Origin of the sequence: Variovorax restrictus (assembly GCF_051216715.1) — a bacterium.
In the GTDB taxonomy this organism is placed as follows: Bacteria; Pseudomonadota; Gammaproteobacteria; order Burkholderiales; family Burkholderiaceae_C; genus Variovorax.
In genome coordinates this window covers 411,582-436,234 of sequence record NZ_JBPJZH010000001.1, presented here as the reverse complement: position 1 = coordinate 436,234, position 24,653 = coordinate 411,582, and the positions used below count along the sequence as shown (strand labels likewise).

Below are 24,653 nucleotides of genomic sequence, written 5' to 3'. Positions count from 1 at the left end.
GAGGGTCTTCCACAATGCAGGTCCGTGTGCTCGGCTGTTCTGGCGCCATCGCCAAAGATTGCCGCACGACATCGTTTCTGGTCGACGACGACCTCCTCGTCGACGCCGGCACCGGCGTCGGCGACCTCACGCTCGAGCAGATGGCCAGCATCGACGACGTGCTGCTCACCCATTCGCACCTCGACCACATCGCGGCCCTGCCGCTGATGATCGACGCCATCGCGTCGCGCCGCGTGCAGCCCCTGCGCGTGCACGCGCTGCGCGCCACCATCGAGGCCCTGCGCGCCCACGTCTTCAACAACGTCATCTGGCCCGACTTCGCGAGCATTCCGAGCCGCGAGGCACCCTTCGTCAGCTTCCACGACATCGCCGTCGGCCAGACCCTGCAACTCGGCAGCCGCCGCGCCAAGGCCATCGAGGTGCTGCCCGCCGTCCACACCGTGCCGGCCTGCGGCTACGCCGTGCGCTGCGCGCAAAGCCAGGGCCCGCACTGGGTCTTCAGCGGCGACACGGAGCGCAACCCGCCCTTCTGGGACCGCGTGAACGCCCTCGACGTGGCCATGCTCGTCATCGAAACCGCCTTCAGCGACCGCGAAAAGGCCCTGGCCCAGCGCAGCCTGCACCTGTCGCCCGCCAGCCTGGTCGACGAACTGGCCCACATCGCCCCCGGCCGCCAGTACCCGATCTACATCACCCACACCAAGCCCGCCGAAACCGAGGAAATCATGAGCCAGATCGGCGCCATCACGGCCGACTGGCAACTGCGTGGCGTAGAGCAGCACGACATCCGCTGGCTGCAGACGGCGAGCGTGCTGACTATCTGAGGGCCTCGGGCGTCTACCCGCCCGCTCATCGCCTCCCCAAACCGTTCGGGCTGAGCCTGTCGAAGCCGCGCCCCGGACGTCTGTCCGCGACCTGCGAGGTCTGCCGGCATCGACACTTTCGGCAGGCCTGACAGGATTTGTCAGGGCATGACGCCATCAAACAACGCGATCTGTCACATCATGTAAACGAAACGTGACAGAGTCCACGGCGATCAAGGCCTGAGGTGATTCCATCCGGTTGGCACGGTAGCTGCGGTGCGTAGACCGCACCGGGGAGGGTCCCGGGCCCATCAACCAACCTGGAGTTAGAAATGAACCGTCGTTCCATCGCACGCAACGTGCAAAAGGGTTTCACCCTGATCGAGTTGATGATCGTCGTGGCGATCATCGGTATCTTGGCTGCTGTGGCGCTGCCGGCTTATCAGGATTACACGATCCGCGCCAAGGTGACCGAAGCCATTTTGGCCGGCTCTTCTTGCCGCACCAGCATCACCGAGACGGTGCAAAGCGCAGTTGGTTCAACCCTGCCGGCCGCTGGCGCATGGGGTTGTGAATCTTCGACCGCACCCACTAAGTATGTAGCCTCCGTGGCGACCACGGACGCTGGCGTTGTGACAATCACGACCGCTGCCGCAACTGACCTCAAGGATGCCGCCAGCAAGACGATCTCCATGACGCCGTATTCCGATGCATCCGCAGCGCTGACCAACACCGACTCCGGCAAAACCATCTTCAAATGGGTCTGCGGCCCGGGCGTTTCAGGTACCGCAATGAACCCCAAGTATCTGCCTGGCTCGTGCCGCGGTCAGTAATATAAGTACTCCTAAACAAAGTACCCACTTGAAAAAAGGCCCTACGGGGCCTTTTTAACTTACTGCTCCCGCATCATGCATCCATGGATTCAGCGCGCACAGTGGCTTTCGCTTTACGCATTAAATGCATTAGTGTGCTTCTTGGCTGGAAAGGACTACAACTGGGATCTGCTCAACTATCACTTCTACGGGCCGGATCTTTTGCTGCGGGCGCGCTGGACGCAAGACTATTTTGCGGCCAGTATTCAGTCTTACTTGAACCCAATCGCATATGTGCCATTCTACCTAATGGTTCGCTGGGACTGGCCAGCAATTCTGATTGGCTTGGTACTATCGACCATCCATTTCTTGAATATTCTAATCATCGGAAGCATTGCGCACAAAATTCTTGAGAGATATGAGGCTCAGAGGGCCCAACTGGTCGCATTGTCTTGCTTGCTGGCAATTTCAGCACCACTCTACCTCCAAGCCAATGGATCAACATTCAACGATCCTATCGGTTCAATTTTCGTTCTGCTAGCGCTCAGAATATTGCTTTCCTCGAACGCTGAGCGCTCCAGGCAACTGTTCCTAGTCGGATTGTGCACTGGCGTTGCAATCGGGATCAAGCTAACAAGCGGCATATTCGGCTTAGCATTTATCCTCGTTATAGCAGCCGACCTCTTGTCTGGCCAACGCAGTACTGCCGCACACATGGCGCGGCTTACCCTAGCGTACAGCCTCGGGGGAGCACTTGGATTCGCCATTGTGCACGGATATTGGTCCGCACTTCTTATTCAACACTTCGGAAGCCCGGTTTTTCCATTTTTCAATGGCGTATTTCGATCCGAGGAGTTTGGTCTCACCAATATTCGAGATCTAAGATTCTTGGGAAGTGGAGTTTTGGGGCTTCTGCGCCTTCCCTTTGACATGCTGCAAGTCCAAAGCTGGATCTATATTGAAGCCCCGTCGCCTGACATTCGCCCCTTGGCGCTTATATTTTCGACCGCATTTTTCATCTGCGTATATATTTGGCGAAAGCTTCCGAGCCATGGCGCAATGCGAAGCGCGGCGAGTGGGGCCATTTACTCCGCAACTCGCTCGTCGTCGAGAGCCATATGGATCGTCTGCGCTTTTTCAATGTTCTCTTTTGTGATCTGGGGGATTACCTCACGAATCGGGCGATACGCATTCCCCCTCTGGCTACTACTCGGCCCAATTTTGGCACTTGCCACAGCAGCGCTAGCAATTCCCAAGCTGGCCCGCGTTTTTCTCACGCTCGTTCTGTGCGCACAAATTTACCTAAATTTGCATCACGGTACCGATAGATTGGCGCCCGTAACCTGGGGGACAACATGGTTCGACTTTCAGCTTCCGCAAGAAATTATCCGAAATCCCGCAGGAATAATATCAACCGACACAATGTCTTTCTCGGCCATAGTTCCGTCTATCCACGAGCATTCTTCTATGGCCACCATCATGGGAATGCACACGATGCCCAACGGGCGCGATACGCCAAAACAGCTTCAACATATGATTGATAATTACAAGGGCAACTTGTACATCATGTATGCAGTAGGCCAATACGGAAAGGGAAAAGAAGCCGAAATCTCGAAAAATCGCCTGGGGATATTGAACGATAAAATAGGCCCGTATGGGCTTGCGATTTCGAGCGACCAGTGCTCGTTTGGAGATCTGGCATTCAACAGAAAATCATCAAACTTCTCAACGGTGCCGTACGTTGCCGAAGGATTCCGCCTTGCATTCTGCAAGTTAAAATCGCTTTCGGAATCCGAAAAGCTGGCGTCGGCGCGGCTGAGCAAACAACATGATGACCTGTTTAATGCAATCGAGGACCAATGCCCAGGGACATTTTCACCAAAGAGAGTGGTGACAATACATCACAGCAATGAGTTTGTTAGATCCTATTTCAACACGGCGACAGGCCTTTACACAGATCACGGTGCGGTATATATGACCGGATACAGGGTCCTATTTCCGACTTTCATCACCACGCTCAAAAACCCGACGCTTTCGTCCCTTGTATGTCCTCCGCTTCCTGCACAACGCTACTTGAAATAGTCGGCCTGCATCGATAAAGCAAAGCATCAAAGGAGGTCACCTTGAAGAAGCAATCTACAAGTCAATGCGAAGATAGTCCGGTCTATTCGGGCACGGCCGCACTTTTCAACGTGGAGGAGGCGCTGAAAAACTACAACTCCTGGATCGCTTCAAAAATACACTGCCACCTCAATATCAGACACTCCGATGCAATTCTAGATTTTGGTTGCGGAATAGGAACTCTAGCAGCTTTGATACAGAGGCAAGTTTGCAATGAGGTTGTAGGGGTGGAAATCGACCCGCACTTGGCAGAGACTTCAGTGGAGCGGGGAATCAAAGTCTTTTCGTCTTTGGCGCAATGCGATTTGGATGTCAGTGGAATCTTCAGCTCAAATGTACTGGAGCACATTCAAGACGATGAAGAAGTTCTCAGACAATTTCGAGCCAAGCTGCCCGTCAACTCATCGATAGTCCTATTCGTGCCGGCCTTCCCTTTACTGTGGACATCTATGGATGATGCAGTCGGTCATTGCAGAAGGTATCGAGCCTCGGAGCTGATCTCAAAAGTTGCAGGAGCAGGCTTTCGAGTTTCACGCTGGGAGTACTGCGACTCTGTCGGATTCTTTGCTTCTTTGATGTTTAAATTCACGAAGAATGCCGGATCCGAACCCTCTTTAAGAGAACTTAAGATTTACGACAAATACGCCGTTCCTCTCACCAAAATACTTGATCGATTATTCGGCAAGATTCTTGGGAAGAATTTGTTGATTGTTGCCACAACAATCTAGTTCGGAAGATTAAACGACGCGATTTCCCGTGGCACCATAAGTGCTCTTGATGCGTTGGGTGCGTCACTTCGCACGATGGCGCAAAGTTCGGTCGCCCTGATCATGGCTGCACCGACTGCCGCCGTCACTCCTTGCACGGAATCCGATCAGTAAAGCTTGGCCCAACCGGGGGGCTAAGCCCTCTACCGCCAGCACTGCTCAACGGTGCCAGGTGTTCCTGCAACCATGTCTTTCTTGCCCGCAGCGTTCAATGTGAAGTTGCCGCATTTGCCATCCGCCGCCTGCGAGCCCGCGCGTCTGGCCGTGAGCAAATAGCCGCTCGCATCGTTTGCAACCTCCAGCGTGTAGTAGCCGTGCTCCGACTGTGTGCCGTTCGGAAGCTTGAGTTTGGTGATGTCCGTCTCGGCACCGCCGGGGGTGATGTAGCTGCCGTTCTGCGCCCGCCACCGCTCCTGACGCGCAGCGGCCTCGTTGAGCAGGCTCTGCGCTTCAGCCCGGCGAGAGCGCATCACGTACTCTTGATACGACGGATAAGCAATCGCCGAGAGCACGGCGATGACGGCCACGACAATCATCAACTCGATCAGCGTGAAGCCCCTTTCATCCTTGCGCACTGGTTTCTCCTTCGAGCGAACTCGTTTCGTCGACATAGGCTTCCGCTTAAGGTGTCACAGGAGGCGGCACCGCAGCAGGCGGATTCGGGGGTTGCCGACGCCAACTCTGCCGTCCGAACTCGATACCCGAGTTAACGCGTTTCTCAGCGTTTGCATTCGGGTCGAACACGCGCCCCGCCCGGATGGTCTGCCGGCCTGCGCCGGTCTCCGTGCCGCTGACCGTGGTATTGGCCAGGGCGTCGCCGGCGTTGAATGCGCCGTCTCCATTGATGTCGAACACGACGTACTTGGTCTGCCCACCGGCGCCTGGGTCAATCGCGTACAAGGTGCCGCTTAAACCGGCCGCACAGGGGTCGTCCGAGGTCCTCACGGTAGAGATGAACAGTCCCCGCCCGTAAAGGGCCATGTCGTAGGTCATCTTCTCGCCGTTGCGCGGCAGGTCCACGTACCAGCCCCATTTCTGTACGTCGGCATCGCCCGTGCCGGTCGCGTTGGCCGCCATCCACTGCACGGTGTTGCTCGACAGTCCGAAATTGCCCGGGCTTCCCGTCAACTCCGTGAAGGTCTGGGCCTGCAGATTGCTGCGCGCCTTGTTGGCGGTGGGCAGCGGGGTAGGCGCCACAGCGCTGCCGCTGTAGCGCTCCCAAATGCCGTAGATCGACTGCTTCTGGGTGCTGCTCTTGTCGCTCACCGTGAGCAGGCGCCCGGTGCCGACGATGACCAAGTCACCGTTGCCCGTCGGGTGCTCCACCACATAGGGCGCGGCCGTGATGGGCTGGCGCACGCCGCTCGCGTCCTTGGCAGTGAAGAACTTCTGTGCCGTCCAGGCTTCGCTGTCGCCGCTGCGCATGTCGAAACGCCACACATTGCCCAACAAGTCGCCCGCATAGGCGAGGTCGACCTTGCCGTCGCGGTTGCCGTCCACGCCTGTGGCGCGCGACAAGCCGTTGCCCAAGGGGAGCGATGCCGTCAATTCGGCGGGCTCCATACCGCCAGCCAGATCGAAGCGCTTGATCTTGGCGCCCGTCGCGATGTCCAAAACGAAGAGGTTGGCGCCGCCCGCGCTGCTGCTGCCGCCCTGGTAGCCACTCGGCACCAGCGCGACCCACTTGCCGACGACCGTTGAAGACGGGTCGTTGAGGCGCGCGATGGTGGGTTGGGCCACCGAGTTGCCCATGTTGCTGTCTTGGTCGGCGCCGAACTCCCACAGCAAGCTGGGGTTGAGCGGGTCGGTGATGTCCAGAGCAAATACCTGACGGCCGCCAGCGCCCAGGCTGCCGATCAGCACCTTGTGCCAGGCCCCACCGAAGAACACGTCGGTCGCGACCGGAGAGCCGTCGACGTAATAGCGATGAGGCGTGCCTTCCTTCTCACCGTAGTTCGAAGCGGTGAGCACGTTCAGGTTGCTGCGGACCGCGCTGGGGATGAAGGCGAACTCCTCTTCCCCGGTGTCTGCGTTGAAGGCGTGCAGCATGCCGTCGTTGGCGCCGACATAGATCATCGCGGGCTTGCCGATCTGACCCTGGATGAAAGCGGGGTAATTGCCGTCCTTCTCCAACGTTTCGGCGGCGGTTCCCCGGTACATCGCGCCGCTCACGCGCAGCGGCGAGGAGTTGACGATGTCGCCCAGCACGATGGGCTGTCCGCCGGGCAGCCGCTTGCGAATGCGCAGCGTCTCGCTCTCGCCGCGCAGGAAGGCGATGCGCTCTTGCGCCCTCGAATCAGCACTGTTGGTCGCGGGGTTGATGTTGAGTGCTGTGAGCCAAGCAGCGTCATCGGGCTGCCCGCTGATGCCATCGAAGGTGAAGGGGCGCAACGCGGGCGTCCCGCTTCCCGCACCCGCGTAATAGATCTTGCGGGCCGCGGTGCGGGTTGCCAGCTTCTCGGCCGCACTCCACTGCCGGACCGAGTTCAGCCGCGTGGTGGCGGGGGTCGCGGGCGTGGTCTCCGTGGCTGGCGTGGCCGGCACGGCGATCTCCGTGAGTTTGTCTCGAATCAGATCGCCCACCCATTTATCGGCCGTGAAGCTGGTTCTGAAAACATCGCCGCCCACGGTGAGGGTGCCTTCCGGCACGGTGACAGCCACCGCCGTCACCGAGTCGTTCTTTTGCAGAATGTCGTTGAAGGCTTTGGTCATCTTCTCCTTCAACGTCGTGGCGTTGGTGACCAGGAAGTAATTGTCCGGACCTTTTTCAGCATCGACGTCGGCGGGCGCGCGCCCTGGCATGCCGTACTTGGCGGCGTACCACAACGGGTCTTTGAGGAAGCTGCCCGAGGCTTCGGACGTGCTGGGCGTGAAGGTGCGGCTGGCGTTCAGCGGCAAGCCCTGGCATTCCGCGTCGCCCGACTTACCCGCGCAGTAGCCCGGCGCCCGACCTTGCGGCGTGTTGAGCGCGTAGTAGCCGGAGGCGGCGCCGGAGTCCTTGTCGCGGACGTCCAGATACATGCCGTCTTGGGTGGTGCCTGAAATCACGTAGCCCATGTGCTGGGTGATGCCACCCGCCGCGTATTCGGAGACCAGATCGATCTTCACGGAGCCATCGGCCTGCAGCGCCACGATGTAGCGGACGATCGCATCCATGTCATGGTCAGCGCCCTGCTCCACGTCTTCGTAGTTGATACGGAATTCCGCGTACGGGCGCCCACCATTGATCGCCGCGTTCTTCACGGTGCCGGTGTTGGCGATGCGATCGACGTAGTAATCCACGATCTGGTCGGTCGGCGCGAATCGCGCGGGGTCGATGCCGCTGCCGCCCACGGATTTGGCGAACGGCGCGACAGTCACGAAACGGCCATTCCCGACGGGCAAGCGAATCTCGGGAAGCGGCGACGCCAGCGCGACCGAATAGGTCATCAGCCCGCTCTTGCCTCTGCTGTTGCCGAAAATGAGATTGTTGGCTGCAAAGCGCGAGACGCCCGCCGAGTAGTAGGTGCCCTCCTTGCTCGGCTCCTGCGGCGACAGGCCGCGCACCCATGAAAAGTCGTTCACCTGCTTCACCGTGGGTGCCGCATCTGCGTTGGTTTCGGTCGATTGGCCGATGAAGAAGTTCTTGCCGTGCAAGCCCTCGGCCGCGCCGATCGCCTGCACTTCGTCGGACACATTGAAGCCGCCGAGGCTGTCGACACCGGCCGCCAGTTTTTGATAGCGACTGCCGGGCATCTTGAAGTCGTAAGACGGGTTGATGTCGCTCAGCACCGTCATCACGGGGCGAGCGCAGTGCTGGTAACCGCCTTCAGCTATGGGCCGATAGGGCGCCTTCCAATCCGGCTTTGAAAGGCCGAGGGCGTTGTCCTTGGAGCCGTTGTTGTTGTAGGCGTATTCGGCCTGCGCACCCGTCGCGCCAGCAAAGTAGCGCATCGTCTCGTACATCATTTCGCCGATGGGGTTGCCCCACATCGCGCAATTCGACGGATCGTTCATCGCGCTGATCGACCCATTGGTGATCCAGCCGCAGTTGTTGTAGGTGTCGCCGTTAAAGCCAATCGCCCTCTGGCCGTCGATGTTCGCCACCATGCCCTTGACGGTGGTCTTGAACTGGCCCGTCTGCAAGTCCACTTCTTCCGTGAACTTGCTGATGTTGCGGCGCAGCGTACCGCCAGCGATGTTCTTCTGGTACGAGCCTGTGAGCAGGCCGAAGTACATCTTCTCGTTCTCACCGAAGTCGTGCAGCAGCCCTGTCGGCTTGTAGATGGTCCCGTTGCCGCTGTTCGGGTATGCCTTACACGTGGATTCGCGCAGGGCTGCATTGCTGCTTGAGCAGGCTTCCAGGCGGATCTTGTGGTCGACGATGGCGCTGTCGGGACGTGTCAGCCGCAGGGCCAGGCCCCAATTGTCGTCACCGGTGCCCTCGACGTGTCGGAACGTCACGTCCTTCCAGCCTGGCGTAGAAAAATAGATGTCGTAAGAATGCGCATCGAGGCTGGTCTGAGTGCGACTCTCGTTGCCATGCCCACCCCACCACCCAAATGTCGTGCCATTGTTGATCGTGACATCGACGGCGTCGTCCCCATTCACGGCAAACCGGTAGGTGCCTGCTTCAGGAATGTAGAGCTGGCCCTGGATTCGAGTGAGGTAGTTGTTCTGGCTGCAACCGTTGATGCCACTGAAGGGGTTGTTGCCTGCGCCCGTGATGTCTATCGCAATGACGGTTGTGGTGCCGCACTTGTTGGCATCGACTGCGTTCAAGTCGAAATGCGTGTTCATGGTGGTCACGTCGCCGGGCATGGAGCCGGACCGTTTCCACGTCGTGAGCGTCAGATTCTGGAATGCACTGGAAGTCAGCATCTCGTAGAGCGACCCCGCAGGCTGCGCGCATGACGTGTCGTTGTTGATGCACTTGTCTTGGGCCACAGGGCGTTCTTTGGACACCCATTCCCAGATCTGGAACTTCGAATCGTTGAGAACGCGCAGGCGCGGAATGGCGCCGTCGTCAGCCTCGGCCGTGGTGGTCACGGCGAAAAGATGGCGCGTGCCTGCAGCGGGTTGCGACAGCGGTGCGTAGTCGCGGATGTTGTAGATCGCCAAGTCGCGCGCCGGGTCGTAGGCTTTGCCCCAGCTGTGCGCATCGCGTGGGATATAGGAACCCTGCAGCACGGTACGGCTGGTGCTGTCTTCCACACGGGTGCCGCCATAGAGCACCCTGCGCAGAGCATCCATGCGCGAGGTGGTCAGGTAGTTCAGGAAGTCGCCGCTCCAGGCCGTGCCACCGCACTGCTTGTTCTTGGCTCCCGTAGCGGCAGCGGTCGGCGAGAACACGTTGTCGGCGTACGAATAGCACGCGTTGTTGTTGAAGTAACCGTAGTAATCGATCTGGTTGGGCTTGTAGCCCACGTCGATCACGCCATCGCCATCAAGGTCCGAGGCATCGTTGTAAGCCTCGTAGTACAGCTTGTGGTCGCGCGCCATCACCATCATGTTGAGCGGCGGGTAGCTCTCGCTCACGAACAGCGGCGTCTGCGCCAATGCGGAATCCGTGTTGCCTTGCGCCGTGGCGAGATGCTGTCCGGCCAGCAGCGCCACAAAAGCAGCCAACAAGCCGACCACATGCAGTGCGCGGCGGGGCAGTCGTTTGAAAAGTGGGGGGCGAACCATTGCGGCTCTCCTCGGTTATTTGATGAACAGGTTGATTGCCGAACGCAGGCACAGCGCGTCGGGACCGCATTCCTTGACGCCTTGGGTCGCGGTGGCTTGGGCATTGAGTTCGTAGAACTCCATGCAGCCGGTATTCGCGGTCTCCAGCGCGGCTGTCGCGCTGGAGCCCTTGGGGCACTCCGTGGCGATGTACCGGGGGTACCAGTAGCCCCAGGTCCTCGCAAAACCGGTGACTTCGGCGCTGGTCGCGAAATCGCTGTTCAGGCCGTAGGTACGGGCTTCGCCCATGAAGCAGGGCTTGCCAGCGGTCAGGGGTGTGGTCGCATCCGGGGGACACTGCGCCAGAGAAAGGCCGTATTTCTGAATGACCCGCTCACCCTGGCGAAGAGAGCCATCCGCCGTCTCTTGCAGGCGTTGGCTTTCGAGCATGTTGCCGGCGATGCGCGATTCGAGCGTGACGGTGCGCATGCCGACCACCGCCATGAGCAGCATCAGCAGCAGCATGATCATGGCGACGAACAGCGCCGCGCCGCCCTGGCGCGCCTTCGAGGGCCTGCTCGAGCGCATGGAAGAAGGTCGTGCGCTCATGGCATCAGGTTCCGCAGAGTGAGGGAGCCGCTGGCGAGCTGGTAGAGCTTGCCCTTGCTGGTGTCGCAGGCGGCGGCGGCACCACCCAGTTCCGTCCAGCGCGTGCAGACGGATGACTCCATACCGCCTGTGAGCCCGTTGGCCGTGCTTGCCAACAAAACGGCGTAGCGCAGCGAGCGGATCGCTTCGTTGGCGGTGGGGGTGGTGGTCTTGAAGCTCTCGACGCGGCGCTCGGCCAGGGAGTCAGTGCCTGTGCCCACGCCATACTCAAAAAGAATGCCGCGCACACCGGCGGCCACTTGCGTCTCTGCCACCGGGTTCCCGGCTTGGCAGAACAATGCGCCGTCCTTGACCCAATACTTCTCGACGAACAAGCCAGCCCCCAAAGCGGGAGCCGGAGGCGCCTGATACGCCCCCAGGGTGCCGATGCCGGCTGCGGAACCGACGCAATCCTTCTCCGTGTTGTCCCGCGCTTGGAAGCGGATGCACAGATGACCGTCGGCGTTGACGTACGCAGCCTGCCCCACAGTGAACTGGCAGCCGTTAAGGAGTTTCGTGGCATCGGCAGGAAAGGCCTGGTCCATGGGCTGCGTCGGATCACGCCGATAACCCGCCTTGGTGAACTCGTTGTCCAGCGCGCCCAGGGCATAACGGCTGTTACCCAGGTTCTCGCTCTGCCCCATTCGGAAACCGACGTTGGACGCGCCATTCACATAGAGGGTGGTGGCGATCAGAACGATGAACAACCCGATGGCCATGGCCACCATGACTTCGACCAGCGAGAGACCGCGCTGTGCGGCGCGCGTCGACCCGATGCGTCGACCGGCGACCGGCCCTGGTGTGCGTGTCATCGGATCAAAGCCGCGACTGCAGCGTGAAGGTGCAATGGGTGTCATCGTCGCTTCCGTCCTTGTCCAGACACTGGCCCTTTTTCACCGGCCATGCCACCGTGATCGAGATCACATTGCTGCCCGCGTTCACACCGACGGCAAAGTAGCTCGTCAGGATGTCGTCGGTTAGTTCCGGGATGACGCGCTTGGCGCGCATGCCCCAGCAGCCAAGTCGCTTATCGGGCGCCGATGAGAGGGGCTGGCAGTCAGCACTCTCGGCCGCGGGCAGGGCGGCTCCAGCAACCTTTCTGTAACCCCCCAGATCGGTCTTGGGCACGCCATCGGGCTGCAAGGCAGTCGTCGTATCCCCTCGCATCGTTTCCATCAGTTCAGCAGCCACCATCGATGCCATTTGTCGCCGCTCGGTGTCCACGGTGTATTCGATCGCGCGCAAGTGCATGCCCGCGGCTCCGAGCAGGCCGATGCTGACCACCAGCGCGGCGACAAGCACCTCGATGAGGCTGAAACCCCCTTGTCGGGCGGGTGGTGGAGAGTGACGTGCACGCATGGGGATGAGCATTGAGAGTGACCGAAGGCGTCAGGAACAGGTTTGCCCCGCAGGCAACCGATCCGAGCGAATGAGGCCAGGCCCTGTCAAATACAGGCACTGCACCCGCGTCGCTTGAGTCGCGGAAATCGTCAAGATGTACGGGGCGGTGCCCGCCGCAGGCTGCGCAGCGCCCGTCACATCGAATCCAACGCCGCCCTCGGAGCCGGGCGCGACATTGATCGCCCCGGAAAGCACCGTTTCGCGCAGGACCTTTTCACCAACTTTGGCCTCCCACTTCTGGCCCGTGGCTGTCACCGTGCTCGGCGTGCGCTTGTAAACGGCCTCGGCCCGCGCGAACTGGAGCAGCGTTTGCAGCTCCTGGGTTGCCGAACTCAGCCGCTGGTTGGCGATCATCGTCGTGAACGACGGCACGGCCAATGCGGCCAGGATCGCCACCAGCGCGACGACCACCATCGCCTCGATGAGCGTGAAGCCCTGCGATGCACGCGCGCTCGGCGGTACGGCTTTGGACACTGAATGACCTTTGTGCATTGAAATTGGCAACGGTGACAAATTGTCACCAGAACGAGGGCCCGACGATAACCGCTTGTCCGCCCGATGCCGCCTTCCGTCCATCGCGCAGGGCGCAAAAGCCACCGGCCGGGTCGGCACAATCCTCCCCATGAGTTCCCCTGCCGCCTCGCCCGCCACCCCCTCGGCCGGTGTACCAGGCTTCGCCCCGGCGGCGCTGATCGCCTTCCCCTTCCTCTCCCCGCTGGTCGCCGGCCCGTCCGCCAACGTGTGGCAACTGCTGGTCGCCTGGGCTTGCGCGACCGCGTTGTGGGCGCTCGGCCCGCGGGCGCTGCCGTCGCGGGGCGTGCTGGCGCTGCTGGCGTTGCTGGGCGGGGCGATCGCGCTGCGGCGGGGGGAAGACCTGTCGCAGAGCCTGGGCGCGTGCGTGGCGCTGGCGATGGCGGGCGTGGCGGCCTCGGTGGGCGCGGGGTGGGCACGCGGGCCTGGCAAGCGCGAGGGCGTGGCGGCGCCACTGGCGTGGGGGCTCTTCGCCGCGGGCGTGCTCAGCGCGGTGCTCGGGCTGTTGCAGTACTACGGGGCGGCGGCCTGGCTGGGGCCGTTGACCACCACGCCGGACGTCGGCCAGGCCTACGGCAACCTGCGCCAGCGCAACCAGTTCGCCACGCTGATCTCGATGGCGCTGGTGGCCGCCTTGTGGCTGCATGCCGTGCGCCCCGACGAGGGCCGGCGCGGTCGGTGGCTGCTGTTGGTCGGCGTGGGCTTGCTGACGCTGGCGGCCGCCGCGTCGACCTCGCGCACCGGGCTGCTGCAGTGGGCGGGTATCAGCGTGGCGGCGGCCGGCCTGGCGTGGGGCGAGCGGCGCGGACGGGCCGCCGCGGTGCCGCGGCTGCCGCACCCGGCCTGGCTGCTGTCGCTGGTGCCGGCCTACTTCGCCGCCGCGGCCCTGCTGCCGATGCTGGCCGGCCCGGCCGTCGAAGACATGCTGCGCCGCCTGCGCGACGGCGCGCCCGAAGGCCACAGCCGCCTGCTGCTGTGGCGCAACGTGCTCGACCTGATCGCAGAGCGCCCGTGGGGCGGCTGGGGCTGGGGCGAGCTGAGCTTCGCGCATTTCAGCCACCTGTACGCCGGGCCGCGCTTCGTGGAGATCCTGGACAACGCCCACAACCTGCCGCTGCACCTGGCGGTGGAACTGGGCATTCCCGTGGCGGCGGCGGTGTGCGCCGTCTTCATGGCGCTGGTGCTGGGCGCCCGCCCCTGGCGCGAGCGCGACCCCACGCGGCTGATGGCCTGGGGCGTGCTCGGCGCGATGGTGCTGCACAGCCTGCTCGAGTACCCGCTGTGGTACGGGCCCTTCCAGCTGGTGTTCGGGCTGTGCCTGGGGCTGCTCTGGCCGGCGCCCGGGCAGGGCCCGACGATCGCCCGGGTCGGCGTTCGCGTCGCCACCGCGGTGATGGTGGCCATGGTGGCCTACACCGGCTGGGACTACCTGCGCATCAGCCAGATCTACGCCGCCCGCGCCGAGCGCCTGCCGCCCTGGGAGGACCACACGCTGGAGAAGCTGCGCGCGTCGTGGCTGTTCGCCGGCCAGGTGCAGTTCGCGGAGCTGTCGCTCACGCCGGTGATGCGCGCCAACGCCGCGGCGGTGAACGCGCTGGCAACGCGCGTGCTGCACTTCTCGCCGGAGCCGCGGGTGGCCGCCAAATTGGTCGAAAGCGCCACGCTGCTCGACCGCGACGACGAGGCGCTGGCCGTGGCCGCACGCTTCAAGATCGCCTATCCCGTGGAATATGCCCGCTGGATCCGAGGCGAAGCGCCCGATGAACCGGGTGATTGAACCGCGTCGTTCCCGAATTGGGTCAAAATGTAAACTTTTGACTACCCCTCGTTTGCCCGCATGAAGATTCTGAGCGTCATTTCCAGCATGGATCCGGTGAGGGGCGGGCTGTCGCAGAGCATCCGCAACCTGGTGCCGGCGCTGTCGGCGCTCGGCGCCAGCAGCGAAGTGCTGAGCTTCGACGCGCCGGATGCCGGCTTTCTCGGGCAAGACGACTTCCTCATCCACGCCATCGGCCCGGGCAGAGGCCCGTACGCCTATTGCGCCGCGCTGCGGCCGTGGCTCGAAGAGAACATCGCGCGTTTCGACGCCGTCATCGCGCAAGGGCTCTGGCTGCACAACAACGCCGGCACCTGGCGCACGGTGCAGCGGCTGCGGCGGGCGCATCCGGAGGCCGGGCCGCGCTTCTATGTGATGCCGCACGGCATGCTCGACCCCTATTTCCAGAACGCGCCGGAGCGCCGCTGGAAGGCGCTGCGCAACGTGCTGGCCTGGAAGCTGTTCGAGGGCAGCGCGGTCAACGGCGCCGACGGCGTGCTCTTCACCTGCGCGCAGGAAATGATCCTGGCGCGCCAGCCCTTCTCGCCCTACCGCCCCCAGCGCGAACTCGACGTCGGCCTCGGCATCCAGGCGCCGCCGCCGCTGACCGCCGCCATGGCGCCGGCCTTCGCAGCGCGCTGCCCCGAACTGGGCGAGAAGCCGTATCTGCTCTTCCTCGGCCGGGTGCACGAGAAGAAGGGCACCGACCTGCTGCTGCGCGCCTACCTCGAGCTGCGGCGCGAGCGGCCCGACATGCCGGCCCTCGTGATCGCCGGGCCGGGCCTGGAGAGCGAGCACGGCCGCGGGCTGCTCGCCCTGGCCGACGGGCACCCCGACGTGTACTTCCCCGGCATGCTGCGTGGCGACGAGAAGTGGGGTGCGCTCTATGGTTGCGACGCCTTCGTGCTGCCCAGCCACCAGGAGAACTTCGGCATCGCCGTGGTCGAGGCGATGGCCTGCGGCAAGCCGGTGATGATCAGCCCGCAGGTGAACATCTGGCGCGAGTGCGCACCGGGTGGCCTGGTCGACGAGGACAACGCCCCCGGCGTGAGCCGCCTGCTGACCCGCTGGCTGGCGCTGTCGCCGGTCGAACGCTCGGCGCTCGGCGTGGCGGCCTTCGCCGCCTACCGGCGCCACTTCTCTGCGGGCGAAGCCGCGCAGCGACTCCTCCGCGCCCTGCGCGCGGTGCAGAACGAACCCATGGTGGCCGCCGCATGAACCTCGTCCTCTTCGCGCATCCGACCTTCCTCGGCTCGGCCAGCATGCCGCGCTACACGCAGTGGCTGGCCGACGGCATGGCCGCGCGCGGCCACACGGTGCGCATCTGGGCGCCGCAGCCGGGCTTTTACGCGCTGCCAGTACCTGCGCGGCTGAAGAAGTGGATGGGCTACCTCGACCAGTTCGCCGTCTTCCCGCGCTGGGTGCGCCGGCAGATGGCGGGCCAGCCGGCCGACACGCTGTACGTCTTCACCGACCACTCGCTCGGGCCGTGGGTGCCGCTGGCGGCATCGCGGGCGCATGTCATCCATTGCCACGACCTGCTGGCGCAGCACTCCGCCCTGGGCCGGGTGCCGCTCAACCCGACGGGCTTCACCGGCCGGCTCTACCAGCGCTACATCCGCAACGGCTTCGCGCAGGGGCGCCGCTTCATCGCGATCTCGAAGAAGACCGAGCAGGACCTGCGCGGCTTCGTCGGCCCGGCACCGGCCATCGAGGTGGTCTACAACGGCGTCAACCCGAAGTTCGGGCCGGCCAAGGACATCACGGCCGAGCGCGTGGCGCTAGGGCGCAAGCTGGGCATCGACCTGTCACGTGGCTTCCTGCTGCATGTCGGCGTGAACACCTGGTACAAGAACCGCGCGGGCGTGCTGGCCATGGTCGACCGCTGGCGTCGCAGCACGCCCGAAGGCCTGCCGCTCCTCATGGTCGGCCCGCCGCCGCCGGACGCGCTGGCCAGCCAGCGGCTGGCCATGCATGCGCCGAGCGAGGTGCACTTTCTGTCGAAGGTCGAGGACGACGTGCTAGTCGGCCTTTACGGCACCGCGACCGCCTTCCTCTTTCCGTCGATCGCCGAGGGTTTCGGCTGGCCGATTGCCGAGGCCATGGCTTCGGGCTGCCCGGTCATCACCACGGACGCGGCGCCGATGAACGAAGTGGGCGGCAGCGCGGCGTTCTACGTGCCGGCGGCCGATGCGAATGCGCCCGCCGATGCGGCGTGGACGGCGGCGGCCGCCGAGGTGATCACGAAGGTGCTGGCGCTGTCGCCGCTCGAGCGGCAGCTCGCCGTCGACCAGGGCCTGTCGCAGGTGCGGCGCTTCGATTCCGAATCCGCGCTCGACCGCATCGAGGCGATCTACCGTCAGACGCTGGCCACGCCCGCCGCGGTGCGGCCGGCGGCGACGCCTCAGTCGGCGACGTAACTGCCGGACTTGCCGCCGTGCTTTTCCAACACCCGCACGTCCGTGATCGTCATGCCGCGATCGACCGCCTTGCACATGTCGTAGATGGTGAGCAGTGCCACCTGCACGGCCGTCAGGGCTTCCATCTCGACGCCGGTCGGGCCGACGGTCTCGACGGTGGCGGTGCACACCACCTGGGGCACGCCGCCTTCGGACAGCGCGAAGGCCACGGCCACGCGGGTGAGCGCGAGCGGGTGGCACAGGGGAATGAGGTCGCTGGTTTTCTTGGCGGCCTGGATGCCGGCGATGCGCGCGATGCCGAGCACATCGCCCTTCTTGGCGGTGCCCGATTCGATCAGCGCCAGCGTGTGAGCCTGCATTTCGATGCGGCCGGTGGCCACGGCCACGCGGTGCGTCGCGGGTTTGGCGGCCACGTCCACCATGTGGGCCTGGCCTTGGGCGTCGAAGTGGGTAAGTTTGCTCATGGTGAACGTTCCCGATGGGGCTTCATCATAAGAGGCCGACGCCTTCCGACGATGATGCATTTCATGCCGAGCCCATCCGCCGCCGACCGCTCTCCGACCCGTCGCCCCCACCTTCGCCTTCGCCGCACCTGGCGTGCGGCGGCCCTCGCCGTGCTGGTCGCGTCGCAGGCGCTGATGCCGTCGGCCGTGCAGGCGCAATTGCTGCCGGGCCTGGGCGACGGCGGCGAGATGACCGCCGCGGCCGAGCGCCGGCTGGGCGACCAGATCGCGCGCGAGCTCTACCGCGACCCCGACTACCTCGACGACCCGGTGCTGGTCGACTACGTCCAGTCCATCTGGCGCCCGCTGATGGCGGCGGCGCGCGTGCGGGGCGACCTCACGCCCGAACTCGACGAACGCTTCGCCTGGGCCGTGCTGCTGGGCCGCGACCGCAGCATCAACGCCTTCGCGCTACCGGGCGGCTACCTGGGCGTGCACCTGGGGCTGATCGCCGTGACCGACAGCCGCGACGAACTCGCCACGGTGCTGGGGCACGAGCTGTCGCACGTCACGCAGCGCCACATCGCCCGCCTCATGGCCAAGCAGAGCCGCGACATGCCGCTGATGCTGGCGGCGCTGGTGCTCGGCATGATCGCCGCCACCAAGAGCGGCAGCGGCGACGCGGGGCAGGCCGTGATCATGGGCAGCCAGGCCATGGCGATGCAGAACCAGCTCAACTTCTCGCGCGACATGGAGCGCGAGGCCGACCGCGTCGGCTTCGGCGTGATGACCCAGGCCGGCTTCGCGCCGCAGGGCGCGGCCTCGATGTTCGAGAAGCTGCAATACGCCTCGCGCCTCAACGACAACGGCTCCTACCCGTACCTGCGCAGCCACCCGCTCAACAGCGAACGCATCTCCGACATGCAGGCGCGCACCCCGGTTCGCGGCGACGGCGCCACCGCGGCGCCGCAGATGGACCACGCCATCGTCGCAGCGCGTGCCCGCGTGCTGTCGCGCCCCGGTGTCGACCTGCTGCGCCAGTGGATCGACGCGGCCTCGGGCATGGAGTTCTCGCGACGTTCACCGGCCCAGCAGGCCGGGATGCTCACCGCCGCGGCGCTGGCGGCAAACGAGCTGCGCGACCCGCGGGCAGCGCGCGCGCTGTCCGATCGGCTGACCGCGCTGGCCGCGACCGACCCGGCCTCGGCCCGGCTGGCACGCTTGCTCAGCGCCGAGCTGTACCTCGCGGCCGGTGCCGCACCGCAAGCGGCCGCCCTGCTCGACGTGAACGCGAAGACCCGCGCCGAAATGCTGCTCGCGGCGCAGGCCGCCGTCGCCACGCGCCGCCCGGAACCCGCCGTCGCGCCCCTGCGTGACTGGGTCGCGGCCCGTCCGCGGGATGCCGGGGCATGGCAGATGCTGGCGGCTGTCTACGGCGCGCAGAACGACGCCTTGCGCGCGGTGCGCGCCTCCGCCGAAGCGAACGTCGCCGTGCTCGACTACGCGGCGGCGCGCGATCGCTTCAAGGCCGCGCAAGACATGGCCGCGCGCGGCGCCACCGGCGCCGTCGACCACTACGAGGCGTCCATCATCGATACCCGGGCGCGTGCCGTCGACGCCCTGCTGCGCGAGCAGCAGGCCGAACCGCCCTTGCGCTGAGATCTGCAGACCCCATGAATCACGATGCGGGCCTGGTGCTCGCGGACTCCCTGTCCGCTGTTTTCGAAGCGCGATGCGCGCGGCATGCCGACCAGCCGGCGTATGTCTTCCTGAAGGACGACCTGTCGCCGGCCGAGCAGCTGAGCTACGGCGAACTCTCCGTCGAATGCCATCGCCTGGCTGCGCGCCTCGCGACACGCGCCCGGCCCGGCGACCGCGTGTTGCTGGCCCTGCCGCCCGGCCTCAACTTCGTGCGTGCCTTCTGGGCCTGCATGCTCGCCGGCTGCGTGGCCGTGCCGGTGCCCGCGCCCGACCCGGTGCGGCTATTGCGCTCGGCGCCGCGGCTGCGCGGCATCCTGCAGGACACCGAGGCCACGCTGGTGTGGACCTCCGCCGACCTGCTCGACAGCGCGCGCCAGGCCTTCGAGCCGTCGTTGTTCACCGTCGCGCAGTGGCTCTCGACCGCCGACCTCGAAGCGACGGAGCTCGCCGCGCCGGGCGAGTTGCCTTTCATCACCGCCGACGCGCCGGCCTATCTGCAGTACACCTCGGGCTCGACCCACACGCCACGCGGCGTGCGCATCGGCCACGCCCAGGCGCTGGCCAACGTGCGGGCGCTCAACGCCGCGGGCCGGGTCGACGCCCGGAGCCGCACGCTGAATTGGCTGCCGCACTTCCACGACTACGGGCTGGTCTGCGGGGTGCTGGCCCCTTTCCATGCCGGCGCCACCAGCTGGCTGATGTCGCCGCTGACCTTTCTGCGCCGGCCGCTGCGCTGGCTCGAGGCGGTCGGTGCGCTCGGCATCACACACACCGGCGCGCCGATGTCGGCGTACGCGGCCTGCCTGCGTGCGCTCGCCAGTGCGCCGCTGGCCAGCGACCTGTCGTCGCTGGTGTCGCTCAGTTGCGGTGCCGAGCCGCTGCGCGCCGAGGTCGTTGAGCGCGTGCTCGATGTGTTCGGCGCCGCGGGTCTGCGCCCCGAGGCCTTCATGCCGGCCTACGGCCTGGCCGAGTCGGTGCTGGGCGTGACGCTCGGCGCGGCCGGCCGCCCCCCGCACGTGCTGGCGCTCGATGCCGAGGCGTTGCAGCGCGACCGGGTCGTGCCGGTGGCGCGCGGCGCGGCGCCGCTGCGCCTGGTGGGCAGCGGCCAGGCGCTCGCGCACACGACCGTGCGCATCGTCGACCCCGTCCACTGGCTGCCTTCGGCCCCCTCGACGGTCGGGGAAATCTGGGTCTGTTCGCCCAGCATCGGCCATGGCTACTGGCGCCAGCCTGAAGGGTCCGAGGCGGGCTTCGGCGCCCGGCTGCCCGACGGCAGCGGGCCGTACCTGCGCACCGGCGACCTCGGCTTCCTGACAGACGACGGCGAGCTGTTCGTCACCGGTCGCCTGAAGGATTTGCTGATCGTCCACGGCGGCAACCACTACCCGCAGGACCTCGAGTGGACCGCCGAGCGCGCCCACCCGGCCCTGCGCGCGGGCTATGGCGCGGCCTTCTCGGTGGAGACGCCCGAGGGCGAAGCCCTGGTGCTGGCGCTCGAGACCGAACGCCGCACCCGCGACGACGACGCTCAGAGCGCCGCGGCGGCCGTGCGGCGCGCCATCGGCGAAGCGCACGGTCTGCCGGTCGAGGCGGTGGTGCTGGTGCGCTCCGGCTCGCTGCCGCGCAGTTCCAGCGGCAAGATCCAGCGAGGCGCCACCCGTCAGCGCTACCTCGACGGGACGCTCGACGTCCAGGCGCTGTTCGCCCGGGAAGGGGCCATGCCCAACATCGACGCGGCCGACGACGACGTGCGCACGGCGACGATGCACGAGATGCCCCGCGATGCCGCCGAGCAGGCGGTCTGGGACATCTGGCGCGAGGTGCTCGACACCACCGCCTTCGGCGTGCACGAGAACTTCTTCGAGCTGGGAGGCACCTCGCTGCTGATGACCCAGGTGGCGTCGCGCGTGAGCCAGCAGCTCGGCGTCGAGCTGCCGCTGGCCGCGCTGTTCGATCACACCAGCGTGACGGCGCTGGCCGACCACATCACGCGCCTGCAGGCCGAACCCGGCGGCGACGCGCTTCCCCTGCCGGTCGCCATGGCGCGCGTCGCGCGAGGCGTGCCGCTGCCGGTGTCGCTGTCGCAGCGGCGCATGTGGGTCATTCAGCAGTTCGACCCGGCCTCCACGGCGTACAACGTCGCGATCTCGCTGCGCATCCGCGGTGCGCTCGACGTGCCGCTGCTGCAGCGCGCGTTCGACCTCATGGTCGAGCGCCACGAAAGCCTGCGCACACGCCTCGTGCTCGACGGTGCCGAGCCGATGCAGGTGATCGAGCCGTCGGCGCCTGCGCCGATCGAGCAGATCGACCTGGCCGCACGCCCCGACCGCCTGGCGCAGGCGCGCACGCTGCTGGCCGAGCGACTGGACACACCCTTCGCGCTCGACTGCGCGCCGCTGCATCACGCCACGCTGCTGCACCTGGGCGCCAACGACCACGTGCTGCTGTGGGTGATGCACCATGCCATCGCCGACAACTGGTCCTTCGCGGTGCTCATGCGCGAGGCGCTGGGCGTCTACGCGGCCTGGCAGGCCGGGCGGACGCCGGCGTTCGACCCCATTCCGGTCGCCTACGCCGACTACGCCGCCTGGCAGCGCAGCCCGATCTCGGTCGCGCAGCGCCGGCCGCAGCTGGACTACTGGCGCCAGCGGCTGGCCCACCTGGCACCACTCGACCTGCCGACCGATTTCCCGCGACCGGCCCGGCCGAGCTTCCGCGGCGCGCGCGCTTCCGCCACCCTGCCGGTCGGCCTGCGCGCGGCCATCCGCGCCTACGGCGCCCGCGTGTCGGTCACGCCCTTCGTCGTGCTGCTGGCGGCCTTCAAGCTGATGCTCGCGCGCCAGGCGCGCAGCACCGACATCGCCGTGGGCACGCCGGTGGCCAACCGCCACCGCTTCGCCGCCGAGCACCTGGTCGGCACCCTGGTCAACACGTTGGTGATGCGCACCGACCTCGGCAGCGACCCGAGCTTCGACACGCTGGTGCAGCGCGTGCGCGCCACCGCCGTCGAAGCCTATGCCCACCAGGAAGCGCCCTTCGACGAACTGGTCGAGTCGCTGGGCCACGACCGCGCGGTGCATCCCGAGGGCCTCGTGCGGGTGCTCTTCAACGTGCTGAACGCGCCGCTCGGCCGGCTCGACCATGCGGGCCTGGAGGTGGAAGAGTTCCCGTTCGACCGGGCCACCGCGCAGTTCGATCTGTCGGTGCATATCGACACCGAGTTCACGCACCGCGTGCACTTCGAGTATTCGGCCGACCTGTATGCGCACGCCACGGTCGAGCGCATGCTCGAGAACTACCTCGCGCTGCTCGAGCGGCTCCTCGCCACGCCAGCGCAGCCGCTGTCGAACATGCCGATCGTCTCGCCCGCGCAGCAGGCCTTTCTGCGCCAGGGCTGGAACGCCACGCAGCGCTCGTTGCCTGCGGCGCAGACGGTGCATCGCTACCTGCGCGATGCCCGCGCGGTCGGGGACGACACGATTGCGCTGGTCGACGCGCAGGGCCGTCCGTGGTCGTTCGCCGAACTCGACGCCCGTTCCAACGACCTCGCGCGCACGCTGCGCACCCGCGGCATCGGCCGGGGCCACCGCGTGGGCCTGGGCGTCGCGCGCGATGCCGGGCTGCTGGTGGCGCTGCTGGGCGTGCTCAAGTCGGGCGCCGCCTATGTGCCGCTCGACCCGGGCTTTCCGGATGAGCGACTGCGCTTCATGGCCGAAGACGCCGGCCTGTCGGCGCTCGTCACGCGCGGCGTGCCGGCGGATTGGCTCGCCTCGGCCAACGTGCCGGTGCTCGCGCTCGACATCGACGCCGACCTGGCACCGGGCCAGGGCGAAGCGCTGGCGCCCGATGTATCGCAGGACGCCGAAGCGCGCGATGCGGCCTACATGATCTACACCTCGGGCTCGACCGGCCAGCCCAAGGGCGTGGCGGTGCCGCACCGGGCGGTGGTCAACTTTCTCGCGAGCATGGCGCACACGCCGGGGCTGGCCGCGGACGATCGGCTGGTGGCGGTCACGACGCTGTCCTTCGACATCGCCGTGCTCGAGCTGCTGCTGCCGCTGGCCGTGGGCGCGCGCGTCGTGCTGGCCGATACGGCGCAGGTGCACGACCCGCACGCGCTGCGCGCGCTGATCGCGCGCGAGCGCGCCACCGTCATGCAGGCCACGCCGACGCTCTGGCGGATGCTGCTCGACGCCGGCTGGCGCCGCCCCGACGATGTGCCGCACCTCAAGGCGCTGGTCGGTGGCGAGGCGCTGCCGGCAGCACTGGCCGAGCGGCTGCTGGCCGGCGGCGTCGAGCTCTGGAACATGTACGGGCCGACCGAAACCACCGTGTGGTCGAGCGTGTGGCGCGTCAGTGCGCCGCGCGACGGCATCTCGATCGGCCGGCCCATCGACAACACCGACATCCAGGTGCGCGATGCCGACGGCCAGCTGTGCCCGATCGGCGTGCCGGGCGAGCTGTGCATCGGCGGGGTGGGCGTCACGCTCGGCTACCACCAGCGCGACGAACTCACCGCCGACCGCTTCCCGCCCGATGTCGACAGCCACGCGCCCGGCGCGCGCTTCTACCGCACCGGCGACCTGGGCCGCTGGCGCCACGACGGCTGGCTGGAACACCTGGGCCGGCTCGACCGGCAGGTGAAGCTGCGCGGCCTGCGCATCGAGCTGGGCGAGATCGAGGCCGCCTTGCGCGACCACGCGGCGGTGGCGGAGGCCGTCGTCGCGACCCATGCGCAGCGCGAGGACGACGTGCGGCTGGTGGCCTACGTCGTGCCGCGCGGCGAGGCGCCCGACCCGACCGTGCTGCGCGACCACCTGCGCACCCGGCTGCCCGAGTACATGCTGCCGCAGCACGTGGTGACTCTGGACGCACTGCCGCTGCTGCCCAATGGCAAGATCGACCGCCAGGCCCTGCCGGCGCCGCATGTGGAAGTGCATGCGGCGACCCGCGCGATTCGCGTGGCGCCGAGCACGCCCGCCGAACGCGGGATCGCCGAAGTCTGGTGCGAACTGCTGGGGATCGACACGGTCGACCTGCGCGACAACTTCTTCGACCTGGGCGGCCATTCGCTGCTCGCGATGCGCGCCGTGATGACCATCCGGGAGCGCTTCGGGTGGGAGATCCAGCCGCCGCGCTTCGTCTACGAGACGCTCGGTCAGTTGGCCCGCGAAGAGAACCTCAGCGCTTCGTGAAGCCGCCCAGCGCGGCCTCGATGAGCAGTCGCAACAGCGAGTAGATCAGCGAGCCGATCAGCGCGGCGACGAAGCCCGTCACGACGAAGCCGCCGAGCAACCCCGATGCGGCCCAGAACATGAGCGCGTTGATGACGAAGAGGAACAGGCCGAAGGTGACGATGGTGACCGGCAGCGTCAGCACCACCAGCACCGGTCGCACGATCATGTTGAGCAGCCCGATCACCGCGGCCGCGATCAGCGCCGAGGTGAAGCTGCTGACCTGCACGCCGCTGTAGAGGTAGGTGACGGCGAGCAAGGCCGCCGCGCTGAGAAGCCATCGTAGGAGGAGTCGCATGGCGGGCAGGAT

17 protein-coding genes are annotated in these 24,653 nt (G+C 65.8%); 9 read left to right on the top strand and 8 right to left on the bottom strand.

The window, feature by feature from the left end:
- The first annotated feature begins 14 nt into the window (after window positions 1-14).
- The 4 genes from ACSFA0_RS02080 (at window position 15) to ACSFA0_RS02065 (ending at window position 4,464) form a co-directional block, all read left to right on the top strand.
- On the top strand, window positions 15-824 hold the full coding sequence (locus ACSFA0_RS02080; RefSeq protein ID WP_435448578.1) for a 3',5'-cyclic-nucleotide phosphodiesterase: 810 nt from the start codon (window positions 15-17) through the stop codon (window positions 822-824).
- A 311-nt stretch (window positions 825-1,135) separates the two neighbouring features.
- A complete protein-coding gene (locus ACSFA0_RS02075) occupies window positions 1,136-1,636 on the top strand; it encodes a pilin (protein ID WP_435448577.1) in 501 nt (166 codons plus the stop codon).
- A gap of 75 nt (window positions 1,637-1,711) precedes the next feature.
- Window positions 1,712-3,697 carry a hypothetical protein gene (locus ACSFA0_RS02070; RefSeq protein ID WP_435448576.1) on the top strand — a complete coding sequence of 662 codons (1,986 nt, stop codon included), beginning with the start codon at window positions 1,712-1,714 and terminating at the stop codon, window positions 3,695-3,697.
- A 41-nt stretch (window positions 3,698-3,738) separates the two neighbouring features.
- Entirely contained in the window at window positions 3,739-4,464 is a 726-nt protein-coding gene (locus tag ACSFA0_RS02065) for a class I SAM-dependent methyltransferase (protein ID WP_435448575.1), read from the top strand.
- 182 nt (window positions 4,465-4,646) lie between these two features.
- Here the strand turns inward: ACSFA0_RS02065 and ACSFA0_RS02060 are convergent, their stop codons facing one another.
- The 6 genes from ACSFA0_RS02060 to ACSFA0_RS02035 are packed head-to-tail and all read right to left on the bottom strand — an operon-like array spanning window position 4,647 to window position 12,672.
- Window positions 4,647-5,078 (bottom strand): type IV pilin protein, encoded by a 432-nt coding sequence (locus tag ACSFA0_RS02060; RefSeq protein ID WP_435448574.1) that lies wholly within the window; start codon window positions 5,076-5,078, stop codon window positions 4,647-4,649.
- 46 nt (window positions 5,079-5,124) lie between these two features.
- On the bottom strand, window positions 5,125-10,170 hold the full coding sequence (locus tag ACSFA0_RS02055; protein ID WP_435448573.1) for a PilC/PilY family type IV pilus protein: 5,046 nt from the start codon (window positions 10,168-10,170) through the stop codon (window positions 5,125-5,127).
- Window positions 10,171-10,185: 15 nt separating this feature from the next.
- Window positions 10,186-10,758, bottom strand: a complete 573-nt coding sequence (locus ACSFA0_RS02050) for a pilus assembly PilX family protein (RefSeq protein WP_435448572.1) — start codon at window positions 10,756-10,758, stop codon at window positions 10,186-10,188.
- Window positions 10,755-11,654, bottom strand: coding sequence for a prepilin-type N-terminal cleavage/methylation domain-containing protein (locus ACSFA0_RS02045; RefSeq protein WP_435448571.1), 900 nt, complete (start codon window positions 11,652-11,654; stop codon window positions 10,755-10,757). The genes ACSFA0_RS02050 and ACSFA0_RS02045 overlap by 4 nt, the downstream gene beginning before the upstream one ends.
- Entirely contained in the window at window positions 11,614-12,156 is a 543-nt protein-coding gene (pilV, locus tag ACSFA0_RS02040; RefSeq protein ID WP_435448570.1) for a type IV pilus modification protein PilV, read from the bottom strand. Before pilV ends, ACSFA0_RS02045 begins: the two co-directional genes overlap by 41 nt.
- Before the next feature lie 30 nt (window positions 12,157-12,186).
- Window positions 12,187-12,672 carry a GspH/FimT family pseudopilin gene (locus tag ACSFA0_RS02035; RefSeq protein ID WP_435448569.1) on the bottom strand — a complete coding sequence of 162 codons (486 nt, stop codon included), beginning with the start codon at window positions 12,670-12,672 and terminating at the stop codon, window positions 12,187-12,189.
- A gap of 148 nt (window positions 12,673-12,820) precedes the next feature.
- Here ACSFA0_RS02035 and ACSFA0_RS02030 point away from each other — a divergent pair, with 148 nt between their 5' ends.
- From ACSFA0_RS02030 to ACSFA0_RS02020, 3 genes are read left to right on the top strand one after another with little or no spacing between them, the layout of a single operon-like run.
- A complete protein-coding gene (locus tag ACSFA0_RS02030) occupies window positions 12,821-14,506 on the top strand; it encodes a PglL family O-oligosaccharyltransferase (protein WP_435448568.1) in 1,686 nt (561 codons plus the stop codon).
- 60 nt (window positions 14,507-14,566) lie between these two features.
- Window positions 14,567-15,763 carry a glycosyltransferase gene (locus tag ACSFA0_RS02025; RefSeq protein ID WP_435448567.1) on the top strand — a complete coding sequence of 399 codons (1,197 nt, stop codon included), beginning with the start codon at window positions 14,567-14,569 and terminating at the stop codon, window positions 15,761-15,763.
- Window positions 15,760-16,965, top strand: a complete 1,206-nt coding sequence (locus ACSFA0_RS02020) for a glycosyltransferase (protein WP_435448566.1) — start codon at window positions 15,760-15,762, stop codon at window positions 16,963-16,965. Before ACSFA0_RS02025 ends, ACSFA0_RS02020 begins: the two co-directional genes overlap by 4 nt.
- Here ACSFA0_RS02020 and moaC read toward each other — a convergent pair.
- The gene (gene moaC, locus ACSFA0_RS02015) at window positions 16,950-17,429 is read right to left on the bottom strand and encodes a cyclic pyranopterin monophosphate synthase MoaC (protein ID WP_435448565.1); all 480 of its coding nucleotides are present in this window, start codon (window positions 17,427-17,429) and stop codon (window positions 16,950-16,952) included. The genes ACSFA0_RS02020 and moaC overlap by 16 nt on opposite strands.
- Window positions 17,430-17,492: 63 nt before the next feature.
- On the opposite strand from moaC, the gene ACSFA0_RS02010 reads away from it, so the two are divergent.
- Window positions 17,493-19,067 carry a M48 family metalloprotease gene (locus ACSFA0_RS02010; protein WP_435448564.1) on the top strand — a complete coding sequence of 525 codons (1,575 nt, stop codon included), beginning with the start codon at window positions 17,493-17,495 and terminating at the stop codon, window positions 19,065-19,067.
- A 14-nt stretch (window positions 19,068-19,081) separates the two neighbouring features.
- A complete protein-coding gene (locus ACSFA0_RS02005) occupies window positions 19,082-24,304 on the top strand; it encodes an amino acid adenylation domain-containing protein (protein WP_435448563.1) in 5,223 nt (1,740 codons plus the stop codon).
- Here the strand turns inward: ACSFA0_RS02005 and ACSFA0_RS02000 are convergent.
- Complete coding sequence (locus ACSFA0_RS02000) at window positions 24,291-24,641, bottom strand: phage holin family protein (RefSeq protein WP_435448562.1); 351 nt, start codon at window positions 24,639-24,641, stop codon at window positions 24,291-24,293. The two genes, ACSFA0_RS02005 and ACSFA0_RS02000, sit on opposite strands and share 14 nt — an antisense overlap.
- Window positions 24,642-24,653: the final 12 nt, after the last annotated feature.